Origin of the sequence: Spirosoma liriopis (assembly GCF_023196085.1) — a bacterium.
GTDB classification, from domain to species: domain Bacteria; phylum Bacteroidota; class Bacteroidia; order Cytophagales; family Spirosomataceae; genus Spirosoma; species Spirosoma oryzicola.
The window spans coordinates 276649-296212 of the sequence record NZ_JALPRF010000001.1 but is presented as its reverse complement, the minus strand read 5'-3'; the positions used below and the strand labels follow the sequence as shown (position 1 = coordinate 296212).

Annotated in this window: 24 protein-coding genes; 13 read left to right on the top strand and 11 right to left on the bottom strand. The window is 46.0% G+C overall.

Going from position 1 to position 19564, the window contains the following annotated elements; translation table 11 throughout:
- Positions 1-117 precede the first annotated feature (117 nt).
- The 4 genes from M0L20_RS01215 to M0L20_RS01200 all read left to right on the top strand — a co-directional run bounded on the left by M0L20_RS01215 (position 118) and on the right by M0L20_RS01200 (position 3627).
- Positions 118-654 carry a terminase small subunit gene (locus M0L20_RS01215; RefSeq protein ID WP_248475282.1) on the top strand — a complete coding sequence of 179 codons (537 nt, stop codon included), beginning with the start codon at positions 118-120 and terminating at the stop codon, positions 652-654.
- A gap of 790 nt (positions 655-1444) precedes the next feature.
- The gene (locus tag M0L20_RS01210; RefSeq protein ID WP_248475281.1) at positions 1445-1984 is read left to right on the top strand and encodes a hypothetical protein; all 540 of its coding nucleotides are present in this window, start codon (positions 1445-1447) and stop codon (positions 1982-1984) included.
- 400 nt (positions 1985-2384) lie between these two features.
- Positions 2385-2792 (top strand): hypothetical protein, encoded by a 408-nt coding sequence (locus M0L20_RS01205; protein ID WP_248475280.1) that lies wholly within the window; start codon positions 2385-2387, stop codon positions 2790-2792.
- 142 nt (positions 2793-2934) lie between these two features.
- Positions 2935-3627, top strand: coding sequence for a DUF4369 domain-containing protein (locus M0L20_RS01200; RefSeq protein ID WP_248475279.1), 693 nt, complete (start codon positions 2935-2937; stop codon positions 3625-3627).
- Positions 3628-3801: 174 nt separating this feature from the next.
- On the opposite strand, the gene M0L20_RS01195 is transcribed toward M0L20_RS01200, so the two are convergent.
- The 8 genes from M0L20_RS01195 to M0L20_RS01160 all read right to left on the bottom strand — a co-directional run bounded on the left by M0L20_RS01195 (position 3802) and on the right by M0L20_RS01160 (position 10432).
- A complete protein-coding gene (locus M0L20_RS01195) occupies positions 3802-4227 on the bottom strand; it encodes a hypothetical protein (RefSeq protein WP_248475278.1) in 426 nt (141 codons plus the stop codon).
- Between the two features lie 114 nt (positions 4228-4341).
- Entirely contained in the window at positions 4342-4608 is a 267-nt protein-coding gene (locus M0L20_RS01190; protein WP_248475277.1) for a hypothetical protein, read from the bottom strand.
- 261 nt (positions 4609-4869) lie between these two features.
- A complete protein-coding gene (locus tag M0L20_RS01185) occupies positions 4870-7431 on the bottom strand; it encodes a hypothetical protein (protein ID WP_248475276.1) in 2562 nt (853 codons plus the stop codon).
- Positions 7432-7821: 390 nt separating this feature from the next.
- The gene (locus M0L20_RS01180; RefSeq protein WP_248475275.1) at positions 7822-8244 is read right to left on the bottom strand and encodes a site-specific integrase; all 423 of its coding nucleotides are present in this window, start codon (positions 8242-8244) and stop codon (positions 7822-7824) included.
- A gap of 93 nt (positions 8245-8337) precedes the next feature.
- On the bottom strand, positions 8338-9036 hold the full coding sequence (locus M0L20_RS01175) for a phage integrase SAM-like domain-containing protein (protein WP_248475274.1): 699 nt from the start codon (positions 9034-9036) through the stop codon (positions 8338-8340).
- Between the two features lie 47 nt (positions 9037-9083).
- Complete coding sequence (locus tag M0L20_RS01170; protein WP_248475273.1) at positions 9084-9308, bottom strand: hypothetical protein; 225 nt, start codon at positions 9306-9308, stop codon at positions 9084-9086.
- 72 nt (positions 9309-9380) lie between these two features.
- Entirely contained in the window at positions 9381-9743 is a 363-nt protein-coding gene (locus tag M0L20_RS01165) for a LytR/AlgR family response regulator transcription factor (protein WP_248475272.1), read from the bottom strand.
- Positions 9740-10432, bottom strand: a complete 693-nt coding sequence (locus M0L20_RS01160; protein WP_248475271.1) for an antA/AntB antirepressor family protein — start codon at positions 10430-10432, stop codon at positions 9740-9742. The genes M0L20_RS01165 and M0L20_RS01160 overlap by 4 nt, the downstream gene beginning before the upstream one ends.
- A 262-nt stretch (positions 10433-10694) precedes the next feature.
- Here M0L20_RS01160 and M0L20_RS01155 point away from each other — a divergent pair, with 262 nt between their 5' ends.
- The 5 genes from M0L20_RS01155 to M0L20_RS01135 all read left to right on the top strand — a co-directional run bounded on the left by M0L20_RS01155 (position 10695) and on the right by M0L20_RS01135 (position 14508).
- On the top strand, positions 10695-10988 hold the full coding sequence (locus M0L20_RS01155; protein WP_232558996.1) for a hypothetical protein: 294 nt from the start codon (positions 10695-10697) through the stop codon (positions 10986-10988).
- A gap of 87 nt (positions 10989-11075) precedes the next feature.
- A complete protein-coding gene (locus M0L20_RS01150; protein WP_248475270.1) occupies positions 11076-12455 on the top strand; it encodes an SNIPE associated domain-containing protein in 1380 nt (459 codons plus the stop codon).
- A 312-nt stretch (positions 12456-12767) separates the two neighbouring features.
- Positions 12768-13430, top strand: a complete 663-nt coding sequence (locus M0L20_RS01145) for a hypothetical protein (RefSeq protein ID WP_248475269.1) — start codon at positions 12768-12770, stop codon at positions 13428-13430.
- Between the two features lie 34 nt (positions 13431-13464).
- Positions 13465-14070: an SHOCT domain-containing protein gene (locus M0L20_RS01140; protein ID WP_248475268.1), complete on the top strand. Its 606-nt coding sequence runs from the start codon at positions 13465-13467 to the stop codon at positions 14068-14070.
- Between the two features lie 57 nt (positions 14071-14127).
- Positions 14128-14508: a VOC family protein gene (locus M0L20_RS01135; protein WP_248475267.1), complete on the top strand. Its 381-nt coding sequence runs from the start codon at positions 14128-14130 to the stop codon at positions 14506-14508.
- Between the two features lie 6 nt (positions 14509-14514).
- Here the strand turns inward: M0L20_RS01135 and M0L20_RS01130 are convergent, their stop codons facing one another.
- The gene (locus tag M0L20_RS01130; protein WP_248475266.1) at positions 14515-14736 is read right to left on the bottom strand and encodes a hypothetical protein; all 222 of its coding nucleotides are present in this window, start codon (positions 14734-14736) and stop codon (positions 14515-14517) included.
- Between the two features lie 347 nt (positions 14737-15083).
- On the opposite strand from M0L20_RS01130, the gene M0L20_RS01125 reads away from it, so the two are divergent.
- Both M0L20_RS01125 and M0L20_RS01120 read left to right on the top strand, forming a co-directional pair.
- Positions 15084-15824 carry an SDR family oxidoreductase gene (locus tag M0L20_RS01125; RefSeq protein WP_248475265.1) on the top strand — a complete coding sequence of 247 codons (741 nt, stop codon included), beginning with the start codon at positions 15084-15086 and terminating at the stop codon, positions 15822-15824.
- A gap of 28 nt (positions 15825-15852) precedes the next feature.
- A complete protein-coding gene (locus tag M0L20_RS01120) occupies positions 15853-16770 on the top strand; it encodes a helix-turn-helix domain-containing protein (protein ID WP_248475264.1) in 918 nt (305 codons plus the stop codon).
- 77 nt (positions 16771-16847) lie between these two features.
- Here M0L20_RS01120 and M0L20_RS01115 read toward each other — a convergent pair whose 3' ends face one another.
- A complete protein-coding gene (locus M0L20_RS01115; RefSeq protein WP_248475263.1) occupies positions 16848-17042 on the bottom strand; it encodes a tyrosine-type recombinase/integrase in 195 nt (64 codons plus the stop codon).
- A 41-nt stretch (positions 17043-17083) separates the two neighbouring features.
- Entirely contained in the window at positions 17084-17497 is a 414-nt protein-coding gene (locus M0L20_RS01110; protein ID WP_248475262.1) for a phage integrase SAM-like domain-containing protein, read from the bottom strand.
- Between the two features lie 891 nt (positions 17498-18388).
- Here M0L20_RS01110 and M0L20_RS01105 point away from each other — a divergent pair.
- Both M0L20_RS01105 and M0L20_RS01100 read left to right on the top strand, forming a co-directional pair.
- Positions 18389-18616: a hypothetical protein gene (locus M0L20_RS01105; protein WP_248475261.1), complete on the top strand. Its 228-nt coding sequence runs from the start codon at positions 18389-18391 to the stop codon at positions 18614-18616.
- Positions 18617-18742: 126 nt separating this feature from the next.
- Entirely contained in the window at positions 18743-19348 is a 606-nt protein-coding gene (locus M0L20_RS01100; protein WP_248475260.1) for an outer membrane beta-barrel protein, read from the top strand.
- Positions 19349-19564: the final 216 nt, after the last annotated feature.

The window sequence follows — 19564 nt, the reverse complement described above, 5'->3', positions numbered from 1 at the left end:
GCAGAGGGCAAAAACACCTTTTGCGCTGTTTCTATGATTAATGCACGGTCATTTCGCGCGCACGCGAGACAAGCCAGCTTTCTTCGTATCTTCAAGACTTCATCACCGCTATCCACCATGGGTTTCAAAACGGCTAATCAAGCCTGGCGACTACGCCACACTACCGGACGGACTCCCCGCTTTGCCACTCCGCAGGCACTATGGCAGGCCGCTACCGATTACTTCGAATGGGTAGACCAAAATCCCTGGATGAAGACCGAGCACCGCATCAGGCCTACTACTTCAGCACAGGGCGCGCAAACCTGTCTGATTGACTTGCCCCTCATTCGGCCTTACACCCTCTCGGGCCTGTGTGCTTACTGGCGAGTGAGTCAATCCTACTGGCGTAAGTTCAAAGAATCCAAACGCGACGATGAGTCTTTTCAATGGGCAATCAATCGTATTAAGGATGTGATCTACTCCCAGAAGTTCGAAGGAGCTGTGCTAGGCTACTTCAATGCCAACATTATTACACGGGAGTTAGGCTTACAAAACAGGCAGCGTCGGGATGAGCAGCTACAACAGAAACAGCGCGCTCTAGTTCGTCGAGAGCAGTCTAACGGGGATATCATCCTAGAGATGGAGTACCCGCCGTTTATGAACCATCTCAACTAAACAAACTAAGTTATTGCACACCGTACACGCGTGCGCGCCCGTGCGAGGCTCGGCCTAATGCCGGTTCATTGAGTTATTTCGGTCGCTATAGAGCCAACTACCTTTTCTGATCAATTGAAGTGTTTTGCAGGTCAGTCTACGAGAGCGGGGCCCAACAAACGTTGAGTTTTTTCAGCCAGTCTATAAGACAGGCAAAAACAGCGTTTAGGGCCAAATGAAGAGTTTCTTGACTCCATAAAAAAGGAATGGCTAAAGTCCCTGTCTAGAACGAAATGAAGTTTATTTGAGTCAGTCTACGCGCGCGGGACCCAATCGATCGAAGAGTTTTCGGAGCCTATAACGCGTATGTACCCAAACAAGCCAGGGGAGGTTTATGCGAGTCCATAAAAAGATGTGTATGGACAACGCCATGATTTTTCGTTGGTCAATTCGCGTATGTGCAGCCGAACGACGTTGAGTTTTGCGAGTCCATAAAAAGACGTGTAGAAACATCACGAAGGTTTTTCTGACATCATATCACCTGCGCACGAAGCCGGACTACATTGAGTTTTCCGTGTCCATAAAAAAGGGTGTCCAGCAAAGTGGACACCCTTTATGTTCGCTACCTGGTGAGGAAAAACCGTGTTTGTAAGCCAATGAAGTTTATTTTATTCCATAACGCGCACGACCGTCGAGAGTAATTAGCCTGCTCTGAATGGTCACTGATTTGACTCTGTTGGTTGACAAGTAAGAGTTTTTACCCATCTTCCTTAACAATTTAGGTTTCAACACTCGGAAAACTCTATCCACTATGCCCCGCATTGCTCAATGTCCCACCACGATCGACGACTTACTTTACCTCAGTACAGCAACCCTAAAACAATCCGGCTGTCTGATTGACGGCAAGACGCACCAGCTTGGATGGAGCCGTAATGGTGAACGAGTCGCCACCATCGATATTGCCGCTAGCCTGAAGGCAAAATGCGTTATGCTGCGCTACTCGTTTCGGGGGGAAAGCAAGTTGCGCCGCATTGATCTGCTGATTGCACCCAGCAACCTGGGCAAGGGAATCGTATTCTACTTTGTTTGTCCGATCACGGGTAAGCGCTGCCGGAAGTTGTATTTGGCCGATGGTCGGTTTGTTTCCCGCTATGCGCTAGGTGACACCTACTACGAAAAGCAGCTTTGGTCAAAGCGGTATCGGGATAACACCATGGGCAGGCAGTTACGGGGAGACGATTTTGAGTTGTATCAGGAGACCTTCGGACCTTATGCCAAGCGGCACTACCGGGGCAAACCCACAAAGCGGGTGTTACGCTATCAACGCCTGACGGATCGTTTGTATAGTTGATAGCAAAACGTTCGATTTAAGACACTTTGGATGGTCAGATGTGACAGAAGTGCATTTCGCTGTATATCGTCGCGTGACGGTGCTAATTTCACGCTTCTATGCCTATTGAATGCTTTGATACGTGACGCTGTGAAGATAAAGAGATAATCTGAGCTTGTCACTTTCGCATGTATGCGAAGGTTGCCGAGCGATTGCGAAGTTGTTTTTGGGTGAGTAATCGCAGAGCAATCGTAGGGCTTTCGTAAATATGCGATAGCTAATTCCGTATTGGTTACATGCGATAAAGCTACTTTGATTCTTCAAGTGTAGCGTGTTGCGAGAATAGAGCGTTTATTGAAACGGTATTATATGGTGTAATTGTACTTTAGCTAACATAACGCTACTTATATAACAACCAGTGATGGTCAATCTTAAGCCTTTTCTTATTGGTCTTCAGCAGGGAGCTTATTTGGACGCTGCTATAGTGGTATCCCCTAAATTAGCAGAAGAAACTGGTTTCTGGCGATTCTTGGCCGCACTGTACTTGTACTATATGGCTATACTCATTCTGTCGGGAGGGGTACTAGCGAAACTGGTAGGCCCCTTGCATCTCGATTTTGTTCAAGCCTCCATACTCACGGGAGCCATCCCTTATTTTTTCTACCGACAAGTTCTAAGGCCTTTAGTCATCAATCAATTTGATTTTGTCTTAACTGATGCCCAAAAAGCAAGGTGCGTAAAGCTCTACCGCTATGTTTTTGCCGGTGCATTTGGTGTTTTTGCCATTGCTCTTATTATTGTCTTCTGTATAACTAAAAAGTCTTTCTAAGATTAAATAAGACGTGCATAATCTTTCTTATATCCATTAACATAAAGTTAGTTATATAACTGAACTGAATAACGTACAAATGTTAGTTCTGATTTAGATTAGTTAGTCCTTGTACTATTCCATTATGAAGCGGTTGAACGTAATGAAAAACTTCTTGAAAACCCTATTCTTACTGACTTCTACACTATCGGGTTTCGCACAAGGGGTATCTATTATTCAAGGACAAATTGTTGGTCTGAATGATAGTAAAGTATACCTATACGCCAGTAACCTACTTGGAGGGGGCACAAAGTTGGTTGATTCGGTTCGTTTATCAGGTCAATACTTTTCATTTAGAAGGCCGTTGACTGAACCCACAGGTTATTATTTATCCATTGACGAAGCTTTTGGACAATTTTATTTCATCTGGGATAAAGACCTATTCATTTCCCTTGATTCTGATGATCTAAACCAATCGACTGTGGATGAGTCGCCAGTTAACAAGCTTTTGAAAAGCTTCTCGGACACGGTGGAAATCGCTTATAACCGACGCTTCAAGGAAGTACGCCAAGCGATTTTTCAGGCTAAGCAGGATAGAGATAGCAACAAAACTCAACAGCTATATGAGGAATATTTTAGGCTTGCTCGTCAGCTAAATGATCACATAAACTCATTTATCCGATTATATAAAGATTCTTGGGTGAGTTTATTTACCCTACTATCTTACCATAGAGAATTAGGTCGCAAACAAACCTTAGATTTATTGAGCATTATAAATCCAACTCTTCAGAATAGCCAACTATATACTCAACTGAAAGAGAAGATTAATGACACTAATTATCCAATCATTCCTTAATAGGGTGAAATTTTAACCAACCACTTTAATTAAAAAATACAAATTTGACGTAAATGAAAGTGCTTAAGCTATACTCCTTTTTGGATAGCAGTTATATAACTGAATTTTATGTTAATGAAATATATCTTGAACAACCTATCAAGTCTTTAAATTAGTCCCTTCTCAAAGTAAAATTTAGTTAGACTCACGAGTGTGAATCTCAGCTTGATTATTCCTGATTCTAACATCAACCATCAATTGAGGTCTTCTCAAAAGGTCGGTTTCCTTTGAGTTAATTACTTTCAGCAGAAAAGCAGTTAGTACACTTACTATTTTAGTTTTCGTGTCTACCTCTTGCTCATTGGGTAGTAACTCTTCTCGAAAGCCACTTTGGTGAATTAGCAAGATCCAGCCCTCTTCCTTTTTGTATCCATTAACCGAAATAGGTTGAAAAAAACTCTGAACAGCTTGCTCTGGCTGATAGGCAGCTGCGTTAAGCAAATGCCCAAAGCTGACTTGATTAAAGCGTAAACCTATCTGCTCTTGAAGTTGCTTAATTTCCTTCGGTGAAAATAGATGTCGGAATCCGGTGGATAACTTCTTGCTAACAGTTTGCTTCATTTTTAGAATTATCAAACAAGCTTATTCTGTGTTACAAACTTGTTATATTAGTGCCATGCCGTTTATGAACGAATAGTTTTGGGTCTAAGTAGTGGCGAATACCGACTTACTAAGTTAAACCAGCTCGAACTGTTGCCGAAAGATGTGGTCAGGAACAGCGGTGAACTGTGCCTTATCCAAACAGCGTACCCACAAACCAGGCATCACGAAGATAGGTACGGACTGGCCTTTGCGATCGGTAGCAAACAAGGGTTTACCCGTTGGTTCGAAAGTGGCTTGTGAGCCTCCGTAGTGAACTAGAAACGTGTTAAGCGCCTGTTGGTCGGCACTGCTCCGATAGAAAAAACAAGGCTGAGCATGTTTGGGCTTACAGATAAGCATGAAGGTTTATAGAAGTTACGGTAGGTACGGCTAGTCGCTAACGACTAAACGGACTTAAAAATACGAATCCAAGCGCTAAAAAGCGATACCGCTACCGTCTTTTGGCTAGTCTTCTCTTTGGCTTTCTACAGTAGCTGTACAGTAGTAGTTCAGAAATGATCAGCTACTGTAGCGTAAAGATTCATCATTCAACAGGCAACAATGACAAGGCCCGAGTCAGTGACGATGCGGACCTTGTTGGTTGAGGGTGTGTTTAGAAAATTAAGGTCGCAATAGCTTGATTTGTTGGCGTTGGGTCGCTGTGCTCACATCCAGGAGAAGAATTCCTTGTGCGTTACCCAAGGGCAGACTCACCCGTTCGACGCTACCCGCCTTCTCAATGCTCTGGCCATGAAGCGTCTTGCCTTGCAGGTCGACCAACTTCAGTTGTACAGATTGACCACTCACGCCACTGATCTCCACCTCAGCGGATTGTCCGACTACGGGGTTGCCCAATACCTTCACCGCTAAACGACTAGTGCTCTCCTCTGAGCTCAGACGAGCCGGTGAGTTACAAACGGCGAGCCAGTTATAGCTATAGCGCGCCACCGCACTGCCTTGTTGAGCGCTCAGTGTAATGATGGGATTGTCGGTATAGACGCGCAACGTGTATGGCCCCGCACTGAGAGTAGGTAGCATTTCATTGACTACCGAAAAACTAACGGGTCCCGTTAAACCCGAATACTGAGGAGTAAACGTCAGGCGTCGCTCGCCACCATTTACCGTTTGACACGATACGGTATTGACCCCCGTAATGGCAAAATCTGTCGTTGGGGGTTGGGGTGTGGAGCAGTAGGCACCAAAATTAAAGTCCCTGCTTACCTCCGAAGCCGGATCCCCCACGTAGCGCGCTTTCAGGGTCACGATAGTGCCGCTGTTGGGATCGTTGCGTTTGGCCAGATCAATAATCCCATTTGGATTGGTCGAATAGCTTTTTACTCCAACCGCCATGTACTCGACCGCTCGATTTACATCGCCCCCTGTCCGGCCAAAGGTTAGCGCACCCGTTGTGCAGTTATAGCTCAAGGCGGTTACTGAAAGGGGACGTGAATTAGTTGACTCTACTGTACCATTAACAGTGACCGTCGCCCTACTCCCACTGCTATTGGTCAGCCGAATGTCTCCCCCAAAGCTGCCAATATCATTACCCGTCATGCGGACCTGTATTTCATAATCGAAGTCTACACCTATCGCAAATGCTGGGTTTGGGCTAAACGGAGAGGGTCCAATAGATACCTCAAATCCAGGTGGGCAAACAATATTAACTTGTCCCGACCTAGAGTCAAAATTACGCCCCGAGACCGTAAATGACTGAATGCTAGAAGGCGATCCAAGCGTAGTAGCAAACGGAGCGAGCGAGGTTGGGCTAGTGGTGATGACAGGAGGGTTTGTATTGAGCAGAACGGTGCCACTGATGGGGACAGAGATAGCAGGAGCGTTTCCCCCTTCAATCCGTAATGTACCTTTGTATTCACCTACACCCAGCCCTTTAATCATTGCCAACTGTATATTATCACCCGGTGGGTTGGATCCATTATAGTCCCGTGTGACTTGGCTGCTCTTTTGGCCATATTGATCATAAACCTGGAATGCGGATGGGTTGGTCGACGTAATCGTGTAGGCTCCGGGAGTAGTAAGGTTAGCACTGACTAGCCTAATAAAACCAATCTTGTCGTCAAACCCTACATAGTTAACAAAGCTAACTTCCGGAGTAGCTGTAGTAGTAAAAGGTTGGTTAGGCACTTCAGTAACTAAGCCATCGCCAAAGACAAAGGCCGTATAGTCGCCTATTTCAATTACCAATACGACTGGATATCTTCCTTTAGATAATCCTGCGTCAAAGCGAACCTTAACGGATTTAGTGAATGCATTGCCGTCTGCATACGATACCGTAGTAGATGAACCATAGCTCACTCCATCACCGGACACTTTAAATTCCCCAGGGTATTGTGACCTGACGGTTATTTGTCCTGGGCCGGCGGCTAAATGATACCCTTCTACGATAAGTTCTTCCACGGCAGGCCCTTGCCCTTGGGCGTAGCTCATCGTGTTCAGTCGGTTGTATGAAATCGTAGGGGTGGTTGAGTACGAAAGGGTTAGGTCGTCAATTGCGGTTAAAGCCGCGCGACCACTGCCTGTTGATGGCGAGTTGGCTATAATGCGAATCCGAACAGGGCCTAAGTTGTTGTTAAGCAACGAACCAAAATTGACTTCGATCTCTTTCGAGAAAAAATTATTGCCGCCGGTGGAGAATGATTGCCCCATATCGATGTAAACAGACGGGGTCTCTCCTAGGCCATACTCGACTCGCCAGGTCGTCGTTTTAGATGCTGACGCATCCAGACTTTGAGCCTTAAACTTGAGTTTAAGATTGGAGGCTCCACGCGTATGAGCCAGTTGAAAGGTGAATGCTGCACCTGGATTGCCAAATGTATCCGATTGTCGAATTGCTAGTGCTCGATCGGTGCTGGCATTCTGCATTATTACGCTAGCCGTAGCTGATAGTCCATCGGATGAGGCCACATTACTAAACCCACTAGTAACATCATTCCATTGAGTAGGCGTAGTTCTCAGTGATTCTGTAGATCCTAACAAAGTAGGGTAGCTGGATGCTCCCGTACGAACCGTCCATCCGTCCGGTAGTCCTGCATTGATGTTATCAAAGGTTTGTGTGTAGGTGCCCGCCGTAGGTAAATTGATTCCTTGAGCCTTGGACTGGCTAATGCTAAAAAAGAAAAGGCAACTGAGTAGAAAGAATGAAAAACGGGGTAAAGAGTGAATCATAAACTGTAATTAGCGTTAAAAATAAGAAGTAGTGGATTTAATTTGCGTTTTACAAAGGAAGCAGACTGAAGCTGGGCTCTACTAGTCTAAGCAAGTCTAAGTGAAAGTAGTTCTGCAACAGCAACAACCAGCAATACGGAATAAATAGCTCCTCATAGAGCCACATTATTCAGATAAATACAAACTTGTCAGAAAAAGTGAAGTGCGGTAGCAAAACTTTTTACCTTCATTCCTAATCAAGACTTTTTATCAGATTTGAGGTCACAAAAGCCGATAGTAGATCGCGGCCTTACTTATGAGTCTGAAGATGCTTCTACATTGATAGGGACAAAGGTAGTAAGATACCCTTGTCCCATCTTCATAACGTCTTGTCTAGGAAGCTTTGACGATCTACTTGAACGGTACTCGGTCAATTTCCCGACGCATCAAATCAGTAGGAAACTCCGCCAACAACCGTTTGGGTCTGGTCTTGCGGTATGGGGTTAGCTCTTTGGCGTTTTTCTGACCCATTGCCACGATTGTAGCCTCTTCTGATAAGCCTACTTCGTTGATACACCAGTCGGCAAAGGTCTTTCTCGCCGTGTGTGAGGTGATCCGTTTGTCAATGCCTACGGTGAACATGATTTGCCGAAGTAGTGGGTTATAGTCGTCAAGCATGGGTAAAGGCAGGTTGACCCCTTCGTACTTATCCATCAAGGCCCAAACCCGCTCCGTAACGGGTATACAGTACTCCGTTCCCGTTTTCATTCGGTAGCCCACAATACAGTGCTTCCCTTCGACTAGTTGCAGGTTCTTAGGGGACAGGACTTTCATGTCCTGATATGTATAGCAAGCAAACTCGAAACAGTCAGCCACTTCCCGCATTTGAGGCAGCAAGACAGCATCCCGCAAAACGGCCAGTTCTTCCTAGGTCACACATTCCAGGTTAGGCGTTTTATCAACTCTGATCCGGATGTTCATTAACGGATTTTTGTGGATTAGTTCGCTCTCCGCAGCCCACAGCAACAGGGTTTTGACGACCTGACAACTTTTGTCCGCGTTGCGGTCGGAGTTATTGCCCTGGGTGATTAAGTACGTCCGGTAGCGTTTCAACGTGCCGGGAGTAAAGTCAACAGCAGGTAGGTCTAACGAACCTTCAGACTCTAAGAACGATAATAACGGACGGGTTTTAAACCGATAGGTATCTACCGTCGAAGCTTTGGTTTTTAGGGCTACTCGCTCTTCCAAAAACTTGTCAATAAGCGAGGGAAACGTGAGTAGCATCCGCTGACCGTGTTTGACGACACCTTTCAGGCCGTTGGCGGTCATCTTCTGATCGAAGCTTTCGTGCTGGGCGTACACCTTTTGTAGTTTCTGCTCAAACTCGGCAATGGCCTTGTTGAACAATACCGCGTGGGGAGACTGTGGTTTTACTTTCAGCTTGCGTTTATCCCAATGGTCGCGCTGAATCATAACCGATTTAGGCAAACTCGAATCGGCTACTGATGTGACGGTTCCCAGGGTTATCCGCTTACCGTTGACCGTTACCCGAACGTTGACCGAGCCAAGCGTAGCGTCTACGGTAGACTTCCGCAGATAGAAGTTAATGAACAATGAATTATACATGAACCTGTCCTCCTTTCTGCGCATCGACCAGCTTCAAGATAATGGCACTAAAGAAGTCGTCCAGGCACTTGTAGTGATCGCAGGACCTCGCCACGCTCGATGTAAGCCAAAAACCAGTTTCTTACTTCTTCCTGTGTATCGTTCATCATCGGCAGGTGATTCATCATATCGACTAAACACGAGTCTTCGCGAGTCAGGGTAAGCTTACTGTTGACAACTAGTTGTGACGTTTCGCTTTGGGGCGTTTCGTTGGTATTGGCTGGGGTGTTCATCGAAATCATAGATTAGATAGTGAAGCTGAACCGGATTGGTCAGCACAAGAAACTGGAGTGATCGATTTTCGCTTACAGGGAGCTAAATGGGTTGAGCCTGGCACAGGTCGCGGCCCGCTGCCTGCGGGATACGGGCACACTAACACCCGTTGTGAGTTGAAGCAGCGCGTTGAAACGAACCGAGCCGACCGAACCGGTAACGTAGTACGGGTTGATCAGGTGCGACTTGTGGACTCGCCAGAATGTTGGCAACTGCTTTTCCAGTACCGACAGGCCCTTAGCGAGTAGGTGCGCTTTGCCGTCTTTGGTGTGAACGATGGCGTAGTTACTGCGTCCTTCGATCCGCACGATCAGATCAGCCGCTATCGCCGTTAGGTCCGGTGTTGCAGGACTGACACCTTGGCCAGTCTGACGAGGGTAAGTTAGTGCGCTCATTCCTCTTCGCAGGTTAGCTCATCGCTGGCAATAGCGTACACCTTGTCCATGTAGCCTTTTCTATCGACCACATCCAGCCAGCTTTCCCGCTCGGAGCGTTTATGAGCGCGGATGTTGATCTTGTAGAGGTAGTACAAACGGTCATACACTTTACGCCATACTTCCTGTTGACCCACGCTTTTGGCCCGGCAGTAAGCGTTGACTAACCGCTGTACTTTGATGCGGGTCGTTTCTTCGGGTAAAATCTCACTACTACGCGGTATGCCAAGCAGCGAACGAGCGGCCTGCTGCTGGGAATCCATTATCTGCTTGAGCTGCTGCTCCAGATCCGCAATGCGGTGCGCATGATCGACGAGGAGGCTACTAGGCAAAACAGGGACGCGTCGGTAGAGTTGCTTCTCGCAGTCGATGAAATACAGCTTTGCTTGTCTGCCCTTCTCGGTTCGCTCTACCATCGCCAGTTGCTTAGCCGTATCAAGGGTTAGTGCGTAGTCAAGTTCGCGACCACCGGTTTCTAAATTTTTAGAAACCGTTACATAGTCGGTGTCTTCCAGAAATTTGTACTTACCGACTCGGTTCTTGATCCAGTCAATAAAACGCGACTTGACTCCTAAAAACTCGTGCAGTTCACGGGCTGAGACGACAAGCGAGCCTTGCCCACTAGTCGTAATCGCAATAAGCTCCTTCATGGCTAGCGGCTGTAGTTCTGGTAGTACTCATTATAGCGCTTGTCGTCCTGCTCTTCCCATTCCTGATAGGATTGGCGGTACTCCTCGGGATCCGCTGTTTGGCAGTAGGCTTAGTAATTGGCTCGTGCTGCCGTTTCAAGCGCTGATACCAGTTCGAGTGAGTAGCCTTCCAGCAGCTCCAGATCCCGCAAGTCTTCAACCGTCGATTGTCGAAAAAAGGCACTCCGGAATCTACAGAGCCTTCGAAGTTCGGGGAGACAGTATGGACAATGATCGAAAGGATGCTATTTCGGCGGGTGATATTGTGATTGGCCGTAACGTAGCAAGGCACTTATGGAAGAGTAAACTGCATATACACCGGTTTCCTGACTTTGTAATTGTTCATCAGGACGGAATTGTCATTAAGCGAATTGTGCGTCACGACGTAGAAAACGGGATTATTGATTGCGTATCGCTGAATGAAGACAAGAAGTTTTACCCTGATTATTCGATGAAGCTTTCCGAAGTTTATGAACTCTACAACATTGTAAAGCAGGAAAAGTCGAGAGGTTTATAGTAAACCGCTTGCCGCATTGGCTTATATGAACATTGCAGGCTGTTGTACTGCGCCCAGTTAGCTTATTACTTTAACCACACCATACGAATGATTGAAACCTCTACACTAGTAGTTTTTGTACTCTGTATTATCCTGGCCAATCTGGCTTACTATTGCTATAAACTTCGAGAGCAGGTTAATACGAGTGAGCACGAAGTGGAACGGCTAAACCGCCAATACGCCCCAATCGTTGATGTTGACCAGCTACTTCAACAGCGGAAAAGTGAGATAAAGCGGATTGAGCTAGATGTCGAAAAGCTACGCAATGACTATGCCGCCAAGCGTACTGTCTATGAATCCTTGCTACAAGAAATAAACCTGTTTGAAAGTAAACTCGAAGACATCTCATACGGCCTTTACGAACCCGTATATAACTACTCCAGCTCTGACCAATACAAAGAGAAACTGGAGGTAATTCACGACTCGCTTAAACAACTTATCAAAGAGGAGAAGGCCGTATCCTGTCCGGTTGAATGGTCTGTGGGGGGGAGTAGAGCAGAAGGTCGGAGAATGACAAAGCAGTACGCAAAACTGATGCTTCGGGCTTTCAACGGTGACTGCGACGCAGCCATTGCTCGGGTTAGCTGGAATAATATGGGTAATATGGAAGCCCGTATTGCCAAATCATACGAAGCTATTAATAAGTTAGGTAGCGTCAATCAGAGTACCATTATCCAAGCGTATTACGGCTACAAAATAGCCGAACTCCGCCTGGAATTTGAGCTACAGCAAAAGTTGCAGGCTGAGAAGGAGGAACAGCGTATGATCCGTGAGCAAATGCGTGAAGAAGAAAAGGCGCAGCGGGAAATTGAAACGGCTCAACGCAAGGCCGAAGATGAAGAGGCTAAATACCAGAAAGCCTTAGCTAAAGCTACTGAGGAGGCCAAACGTGCCACAGGTGACCAGCTAGCTAGTTTGGATCAGAAGATCAAAGAACTAGAGCAGCTACTGACTGATGTTCAGTTGCAGAAAGAACGGGCGCTGTCGATGGCCCAACAAACCAAATCCGGGCACGTCTACATCATTTCTAATATCGGCTCGTTCGGCGAGGACGTGTTCAAAATCGGAATGACCCGGCGACTTGAACCAATGGACCGAGTCAAAGAACTAGGCGACGCGTCAGTGCCCTTCTGCTTTGACGTACATGCGATGGTTTACTCGGATAACGCTCCTGATCTCGAGTATAAAATCCATAAGCAGCTTGCCGAAAAGCGAATCAACCTCATCAATAACCGGCGAGAGTTCTTTAGAGTCGAGCTTGACGAAGTTGAGGATGTTTTTGGTAAGGCTGGCCACCCGCTCACCTTAACCAAGCTAGCCGAAGCGAAGGAGTACCGGGAATCGATTGCTATTCGAGAATCCCAAATCCGAGCTGATAAGGAGTTGGCCATGCAAAGTGCAATGGTTATGCCCCTGACGCTGGATTAGTAGTTGTCTGATTTTTCTTCAAAGCTAACTTGGCTGGTTGTCGGCGATGAGAAATGAGCAATACGCTAGTGGACGGCAAGCGGCCAATCCTAACATAGACTAGCTGGTATTAGTAATCGGCCAGTATGAAGAGCGGCTAAAGAAGCAGGCGAGCAGTTTGATAAGCTGAAAGAATTTGCCGGATCAGTACTGCATAATCCGAGCGTCGTTGGGGCTATCGAGAACTTAAAGCACTTGATTGACAACTCACATAGCTTTTGATTGCAAACATTAGGTTGATCGGAATTTATGTGTTTGACTTGTTGTGCTCCTATGATGAAAAGAGTACTTTTCTTATTCTTGATTTCGCTGAGCAGCTACGCTCAGGATAAGATTGAAGGTATTGGCCGGTTTAGAATTGGCAGATCGACGATTGGCTTGATTGACTCATTGGTATCTGAGTCCGGCGAACAACTGTCGGTTGTCGATAACTATATGTTCGATCAGGAAAATACAAGTATAGGCGAGTTGGTCATTAACAGGCAAAATCCCCATGAAAGCCCTATTGGCTCTTCCTTTTGTCCTGATGTCAGGGTATTCTATATGAACCAATACGAAGTATCAGGAATAGCACTGACGAAAATTTACCTAATCTTTAAGAATGAACGATTGATAAGTTTGAAAAGTAGTAATTCGATGGAGCTTGAAGAGGCTTTGGCTTTGAAGTATGGCGAGAAAGAGCCAACTGTACGAACAAAGCCAGTCAGTTGCGGCAACGAAACGATCTTATCAAGGCGTTGGGTCAATAATACGCTAATAGCCACTACGTATAGCAGGATCTATTATAACACAAGTTGTAAGAAACAGTTGGTGGAGTATTTTTGGATTCGAGACACTGATAAGTATGATGAGGGTGAATCATGCAGTGAGAAAGCCAAATCGCTACTAGTCAGTAAACAACAGCAGATCAAAAGAGACAAACTTAAAGATTTTTAAGACTATCAGTAAGCATTTCGCGAGCTACACCTTCATGAAGCATCTCTTCACATTAATTCTTCTTCTAGTATTCCCGTTACTACTTTCTGCTCAGACCAGGCGACGAACACCCGTCACGGAAGCTGATTTGCAACCCGGTAAGCCTTGGCTCTATTCTGAAGATTTCGATTACGGCTATCAAACCACACTTGGTGGCTGGATCATCAAGAAGGGCGATACGCTACAACTGGGGAAAGGAACCCTACCCGATAAAGCTTTTGCCTTTATCTACGAGAATCCGGCATCATTTACGGCTGATTACCGCAATGGCCGGTTGATTAAAGACTACCTGGGTACTCGTTTTGCCCGTAAAACGGTTGTTGTCAAAGATCTGAGTATGGTGGGCACAAAGAAGACTGGCTTTGCAGCCGTAGCCATTGTGTCCGTTGGCCTCATGGCTCGCTACCGGGTCGAACTGGCCAATGCCTTTGAGGCCGGTGAGGTGATACCACCCGCCAAGTACAGAACGGCAGAAACATCTCCGGTAGCTGATAAACCCATTGGTGTAGCGGATGAGCTGATTAAACTAAAGCAGCTGCTGGATGCGGGCGTTCTAACGCAGGAGGAGTTTAACGCTCAGAAAAAGAAGCTGCTCAATTAATAGGTAGGGACAACGCGTGCTAATAGCTTCACTGGAGTAACAACCAAATCGACAACTATGAAAAAAGTAACGGGCCTGGGCGGGATATTCTTTAAATGCAATGATCCGCAAGCCATGAACGAGTGGTACGCCAAAAATCTGGGATTGGAAACCAGCGAATACGGAACAACGTTTGAGTGGCGGCAGGCTGATGATCCCGCCCAAAAAGGGTCAACCACCTGGGCCGCATTCGCCAGCGATTCCGAGGTGTTCAACCCGTCCGCTAAGCCGTTTATGATCAACTACCGGGTGGAGAATCTTGCCGCACTGGTGGAAGAGTTGAAACGGGATAACGTAACGATTGTTGATGAAATAGCGGAGCACGATTACGGCAAGTTCGTGCACGTGCTCGATCCGGAAGGAAATATCATTGAACTCTGGGAGCCGAAGGGTGAATAGGACGCCTTAGTCTGCGCGGCTTTGCTGGTAGAGTCGAATAAAGCCGCGAACGGCCCATATACCTTCAAAAAGGCTAAACCAATACCAGTTAGCCAAAAAACCGTAGACAGCGCCGAGGATACACGATAAAGCAAAGCCCAATACCCACCACCGCGAGCGGGCTTGCAGAAAGTAACAGACGAGAGAGACAGCAACGGCAGCTAGACCAAAAATTGTTAATACACTCATGAACGTTAACCGGTTTGATTCATTAGTCGGCTAAACTCGCTGATGCACAAACGTCCACACACTATGAAAGACGATAACTAAATCTGAACCATCAGTTGCTTCTATACAATCTGTTGACTTACCACTTATTTCAATGAAAAAACTAGTCTACCTGGCTTTACTTGTTTTTCTTTTGCAATTACTGGCGCAAACCGTTAACGGCGTTTCCTGACCAATATCAATGTTGAATACCAAGCCTAGTATTCAACATTCTATACCAGTGTTTTTCTGGCTACAACGTTTGCCTTTTTGGCTACACTTACCAGCTTTCTATGGGTGAATTTTGCAGTGTAAAATCTGTTTTAACTATGGAAAATGGAATCAAAGGTAAAGTGGTAGCAATTACAGGAGCCAGTAGCGGTATAGGGGAAGCTACCGCTTTATTGCTCGCTGAGAGGGGAGCAGCCGTTGTACTGGGTGCACGCCGAGTCGACCGCCTAGCAGCGCTTAACGCCCAAATCAAGTCAGCGGGTGGTGAGGTAGCCTATGTCGTATCAGACGTTAAACGAAAAGCTGATTTAGCGAGTTTGGTAACCCTGGCGTGCGAGCGTTTTGGAAAACTGGACGTACTGATTAACAATGCTGGCGTGAGCCAGCTCTCCCGAATTGATGAACTGGACGTTGAGGGGTGGGAGGAAATGATTGATATAAATTTGAAGGGTGTCTTATATGGCATTGCCGCTGCGCTGCCTGTTTTTAGTCAACAGGGCTCTGGCCATATCATCAATGTTATATCTACGTCAGGAATCAAAATTGTTCCTATGCAAGGCGTCTATGCTGCAACAAAGAATGCCGTTCGTACCCTAAGCGAAGCTTTACGTCAAGAGTCGAATGGACGGTGGCGCGTAACCGGTATATCGCCAGGCTTTGTACGAACCGAATTTGCTAGTAAAATCAAAAATCCTTCGATGAGGGCCGCTATCACTGAACGGAGCGAAACAGTAGCTATTTCACCCGATGCTGTTGCCCGCGCTATTGCCTTCGCCATCGAGCAGCCGGAAAACGTCGATGTAGGTGATATCGTGGTTCGGCCTTCAGCTCAGGATTAACCACCGGATTTAACCAAGTAAATGTGATATGAAAGCGTCTGATAAGAAAACGCATGTAGTCACTAGCATCTCAACGTTGATGGAGTGGATCGCGCAGCCTAAGCCGCTCCATCCGCTTATCGCTTTGGTTAACTACAGCAACTTAGCGGTGAATCTGGCTGATGCGGGAACATCGTTTATTATCAACTTCTACAAAATATCCTTTAAGCGGAAGTTTCAAGGGCAGGTAAGGTACGGGCAGGGGTACTACGATTTTGACGAAGGAGGCTTGGCTTTTTTGGCCCCGAATCAGCTAGTCACGATGTCGGGAGAAGAAAGCAGCTACGAAGGCTATAGTCTTTATTTTCATCCGGATCTTATCCGACATTATCCACTTGGAAATACAATTAATAAATACGGATTTTTCTCCTACGCCGTTTCGGAAGCCCTATTTTTATCCGAGAAAGAGAAATCCATTGTTACTGATCTATTTGACAGCATAGCTAGTGAGCTGGCAACGAATATAGACTCATTCAGCCAGGATATTATTGTCTCTCAAATCGAATTGTTACTCAACTACTGCAATCGATTTTATAATCGACAATTTATTACGCGGAAGGCTATTTACAATGATTTGATTGCTAAACTGGACGCGTATCTGTCAACCCGGCTCAATGGCCAAAACGCGTCGCTTTCTGGATTACCCTCCGTTAGAGAGCTATCAGACTATCTTGCCGTATCACCCCGCTACCTGACCGACATGCTCAAGTCGCTAACTGGCCAAAGTACGCAACAGTTTATCCATAATAAGTTGATTGAAAAGGCTAAGGATATGCTGAGCACTAGCAGTCTAAGCATTGCTGAAATTGCGTACGAACTAGGTTTTGAGCATCCTCAATCCTTCAATAAGCTATTTAAGCAAAAGACGAACGTATCACCCGTCGAGTTTCGCCAGTCTTTCAACTAAACCGCTTATGGGGGTAGAGACTAGCTACTCTTTGTCCTTCTTTTTAAACGAGGTCAGCGCACTAGCGTACTGCGCTTTTACGTCATCTTCAAAGCTGTCGAGGTAGCTTTCGGTCGTCCGGATTCCTGATGACCCAGGCTCTCACTGATAAACTTAATCGGCGCTCCGGATCGCTTCAGGACGGTACTAAATGAGTGGCGAGCCGTGTCGGGCGTTACGTCTTTGTCGATACCAACTGTAGACGCTATCTGACGAATATAAATATTCGTCATCTTAACGAATTGTCGAATTTTCCCTAATTCCTGTTCTGGCGTTAAGCCGGGCTTGAGGACGTTAAAAATATATTGGTTAGGCCGAATTGGCCGCTGTCCCCACCGCTCAATGATCGCTTTAATTTCTTCGGAATGCCTTCCTCCATTGCGCGGTTATAGATCGTGCGAAGGCTCCTCAGGTAAATACCCACTGTTGTCAGGGAGCGACTATTGCCAGTCATCCACTGCTCAAAGCCTTTAAGCCAAACGGGTGTAATAGCCGAAAAAGATAAAACGCTTTGTCGATTATGATAAGTCCTGATGGCAACCAGCGAATCCTTATAACTACTAGCTGTACTGGCGCGACCTTCTTTAGAAAGCTGATCGATGTACTGCTCCATAGCCATGAGTACATTGTCAGGGCGGTTTGGACTTTTACTGCTATAACGACTTTCGAACTCGGTAAAGCTGAACACGGGCAGTACACTTATTATCTGCTCAGCCCTTTTATTGATTACATCTAGAAAAGCCTTTGTGTCTTTGATAAAATCCTCGCGTGGCTTGGGCTTACAGACTTTGTGCCACTGATCGAGCGTCAGATTAATTTCAGTAGGGTAGTAGCGCTGCTATCGTTGGTAGGTGATGCGTAGCTTAATAGGGTAGGTGCCATCCTGTTTTTGCTGGCGAGTATCGAAGTAAAAGTTGGCCGTTGCATTCATGGTGAAGAGTAGTCAGTATGTCTATACGATAATCAGGTAGCTAAGCCGCTTGCATACAGATTTCCTCAAAAACCAGAATTAAGACGAAAATAAATATACCGCTACTTTGTATAATGTATTGAATAACAGTATTAATAATAAACAAGCAGATAGTAAGTATGAATAGATAAAACTGATTTGTAATCAGGATGCGCAAGCGCGTCGGGGGTTCGAATTTCTCCACTGGCTCAGCTGATAACCAGCAACTTAAGCCGCCTTCGGAAACGTTGGCAGCTTTTTGTTTGCACACACTATTGTTTATTTAAGTCTTATAAGGACAGCCGTGTAATGACGCAAGGGTTATCAGTACACCAGTTCTTCGTTCACATGGTGCTCGTTCTCAGCCTAAACAGTACAAGCTGCCCGTTTTTACTGCTTTTAGGAATACGACGCCCCGCGTGGAAATTAATGTAATACTGGGTAGCTCTACTATCAACAGCTTCTGAAACTAGTTCGAAGGTATATTTGAGTAGCAGGACTGTTAGGAAGGGATACGACTACTAAAACCGATAAAATTATTGCTTAAGCGCTTTGTTAGGCTCTTACAACTAAGTTAGCAATTAAGGGGTCTAGACGTTAAGTAATTCTATTCACTTAGCTGTTCTAAACATGATGAAGTATAATGTGAGTCAACGCAACTGGCCAGTTGGTAGTCCGTTTGGGGTTAAACGAATTGTAGTGGCTTATCAGGAAGGGGTAGACATGGTGTATGCGCGGCATCGGTACGCTATCGAGCAAGGATTCCGTTTGCTAGCCGAGCGACCAGACGGGGCAATTGCTTTATACTGGGATGAGTCTGGCCGATTAGCTCGTCTGGCTCTCGAACCGCTGGAGTAATATGATGTGGAGACAGATCGTGGGAGGCATTATGAACAAGCCCGATTAGTCGCCTTTGACTAAATGAACGTAGGCCGCTGTGTTCATAAATTCTAACTTAGCGTCAATCAAAGCAACATCTTCAGCATGAAAAGCTCTTTCAAGGTAACAACTTTCTTATTTCTGGTGGTAGGCGCACTACTTTTTTCCTCCAAGGCCCAGGCACAGTTTCAAGCGAACCTAATGGGCAATTACTTGGCTCCAACTGAATCTGGCTCCTCGTTTTCGGACGGCTACTGGGGGGGCGGAGCGACGCTACGCTATTTTGTTAAACCCAATTTAGCTGTTGGCTTAAACGGACGGTATTTTAGCCAAAGTAATTCAGCTAATTTTGCTTTTGATCCTGGAGCTGGTCTCAGCGGATCAGCGAAAGCCTCATTCAATTTTCTTATAGTGACGGGTCAGGCTGAGTACTTTTTCTCCACGTCCGCTTTGCGACCCTATGTTGGGCTGGAAGCTGGATTATATAGAGCTGCTGGTACGGTTGAAATCTCTAACGGGTATCAGACCTTTAAAGAATCGGCTAGCTCTGCTGATTTCGGCGTAGCTCCCAAGGTAGGGTTGCAATATGCTCTTTCACCTAGCTTGGGATTAAATGCTGATGCGGGTTATCATCTGATTTTTGGTGATGGTGAAATAGGAAAGTGGCTTTTGCTGGGAGCAGGTGTCTACTTTACGTTTGGCCAGAAATAGCACGATTAAAACAAGGATAGTACACAGTAGCTAGCTTAGATGCTGGCTACTTTTTTTGTATGTAGTAATAACTATGGGTAAGTCTATTCGATATACTCTTCTCGGAGTGACACAAAAGGGTTTTGACCAGGTATATGTGCTTGATTAACAGACAAGCAACGGCTGTTACAAAAATCGTTGCTCGCTTGAATTACCACTTCAAGCGAGCAACGATTT

Excerpts from the sequence above, each read along its gene's own strand:
- M0L20_RS01215 (WP_248475282.1), top strand. The coding sequence starts at position 118 with ATGGGTTTCAAAACGGCTAATCAAGCCTGGCGACTACGCCACACTACC.
- M0L20_RS01210 (WP_248475281.1), top strand. The coding sequence starts at position 1,445 with ATGCCCCGCATTGCTCAATGTCCCACCACGATCGACGACTTACTTTAC.
- M0L20_RS01205 (WP_248475280.1), top strand. The coding sequence starts at position 2,385 with ATGGTCAATCTTAAGCCTTTTCTTATTGGTCTTCAGCAGGGAGCTTAT.
- M0L20_RS01200 (WP_248475279.1), top strand. The coding sequence starts at position 2,935 with ATGAAAAACTTCTTGAAAACCCTATTCTTACTGACTTCTACACTATCG.
- M0L20_RS01195 (WP_248475278.1), bottom strand. The coding sequence starts at position 4,227 with ATGAAGCAAACTGTTAGCAAGAAGTTATCCACCGGATTCCGACATCTA.
- M0L20_RS01190 (WP_248475277.1), bottom strand. The coding sequence starts at position 4,608 with ATGCTTATCTGTAAGCCCAAACATGCTCAGCCTTGTTTTTTCTATCGG.
- M0L20_RS01185 (WP_248475276.1), bottom strand. The coding sequence starts at position 7,431 with ATGATTCACTCTTTACCCCGTTTTTCATTCTTTCTACTCAGTTGCCTT.
- M0L20_RS01180 (WP_248475275.1), bottom strand. The coding sequence starts at position 8,244 with ATGAAAGTCCTGTCCCCTAAGAACCTGCAACTAGTCGAAGGGAAGCAC.
- M0L20_RS01175 (WP_248475274.1), bottom strand. The coding sequence starts at position 9,036 with ATGTATAATTCATTGTTCATTAACTTCTATCTGCGGAAGTCTACCGTA.
- M0L20_RS01170 (WP_248475273.1), bottom strand. The coding sequence starts at position 9,308 with ATGAACACCCCAGCCAATACCAACGAAACGCCCCAAAGCGAAACGTCA.
- M0L20_RS01165 (WP_248475272.1), bottom strand. The coding sequence starts at position 9,743 with ATGAGCGCACTAACTTACCCTCGTCAGACTGGCCAAGGTGTCAGTCCT.
- M0L20_RS01160 (WP_248475271.1), bottom strand. The coding sequence starts at position 10,432 with ATGAAGGAGCTTATTGCGATTACGACTAGTGGGCAAGGCTCGCTTGTC.
- M0L20_RS01155 (WP_232558996.1), top strand. The coding sequence starts at position 10,695 with ATGGACAATGATCGAAAGGATGCTATTTCGGCGGGTGATATTGTGATT.
- M0L20_RS01150 (WP_248475270.1), top strand. The coding sequence starts at position 11,076 with ATGATTGAAACCTCTACACTAGTAGTTTTTGTACTCTGTATTATCCTG.
- M0L20_RS01145 (WP_248475269.1), top strand. The coding sequence starts at position 12,768 with ATGATGAAAAGAGTACTTTTCTTATTCTTGATTTCGCTGAGCAGCTAC.
- M0L20_RS01140 (WP_248475268.1), top strand. The coding sequence starts at position 13,465 with ATGAAGCATCTCTTCACATTAATTCTTCTTCTAGTATTCCCGTTACTA.
- M0L20_RS01135 (WP_248475267.1), top strand. The coding sequence starts at position 14,128 with ATGAAAAAAGTAACGGGCCTGGGCGGGATATTCTTTAAATGCAATGAT.
- M0L20_RS01130 (WP_248475266.1), bottom strand. The coding sequence starts at position 14,736 with ATGAGTGTATTAACAATTTTTGGTCTAGCTGCCGTTGCTGTCTCTCTC.
- M0L20_RS01125 (WP_248475265.1), top strand. The coding sequence starts at position 15,084 with ATGGAAAATGGAATCAAAGGTAAAGTGGTAGCAATTACAGGAGCCAGT.
- M0L20_RS01120 (WP_248475264.1), top strand. The coding sequence starts at position 15,853 with ATGAAAGCGTCTGATAAGAAAACGCATGTAGTCACTAGCATCTCAACG.
- M0L20_RS01115 (WP_248475263.1), bottom strand. The coding sequence starts at position 17,042 with ATGACGAATATTTATATTCGTCAGATAGCGTCTACAGTTGGTATCGAC.
- M0L20_RS01105 (WP_248475261.1), top strand. The coding sequence starts at position 18,389 with ATGATGAAGTATAATGTGAGTCAACGCAACTGGCCAGTTGGTAGTCCG.
- M0L20_RS01100 (WP_248475260.1), top strand. The coding sequence starts at position 18,743 with ATGAAAAGCTCTTTCAAGGTAACAACTTTCTTATTTCTGGTGGTAGGC.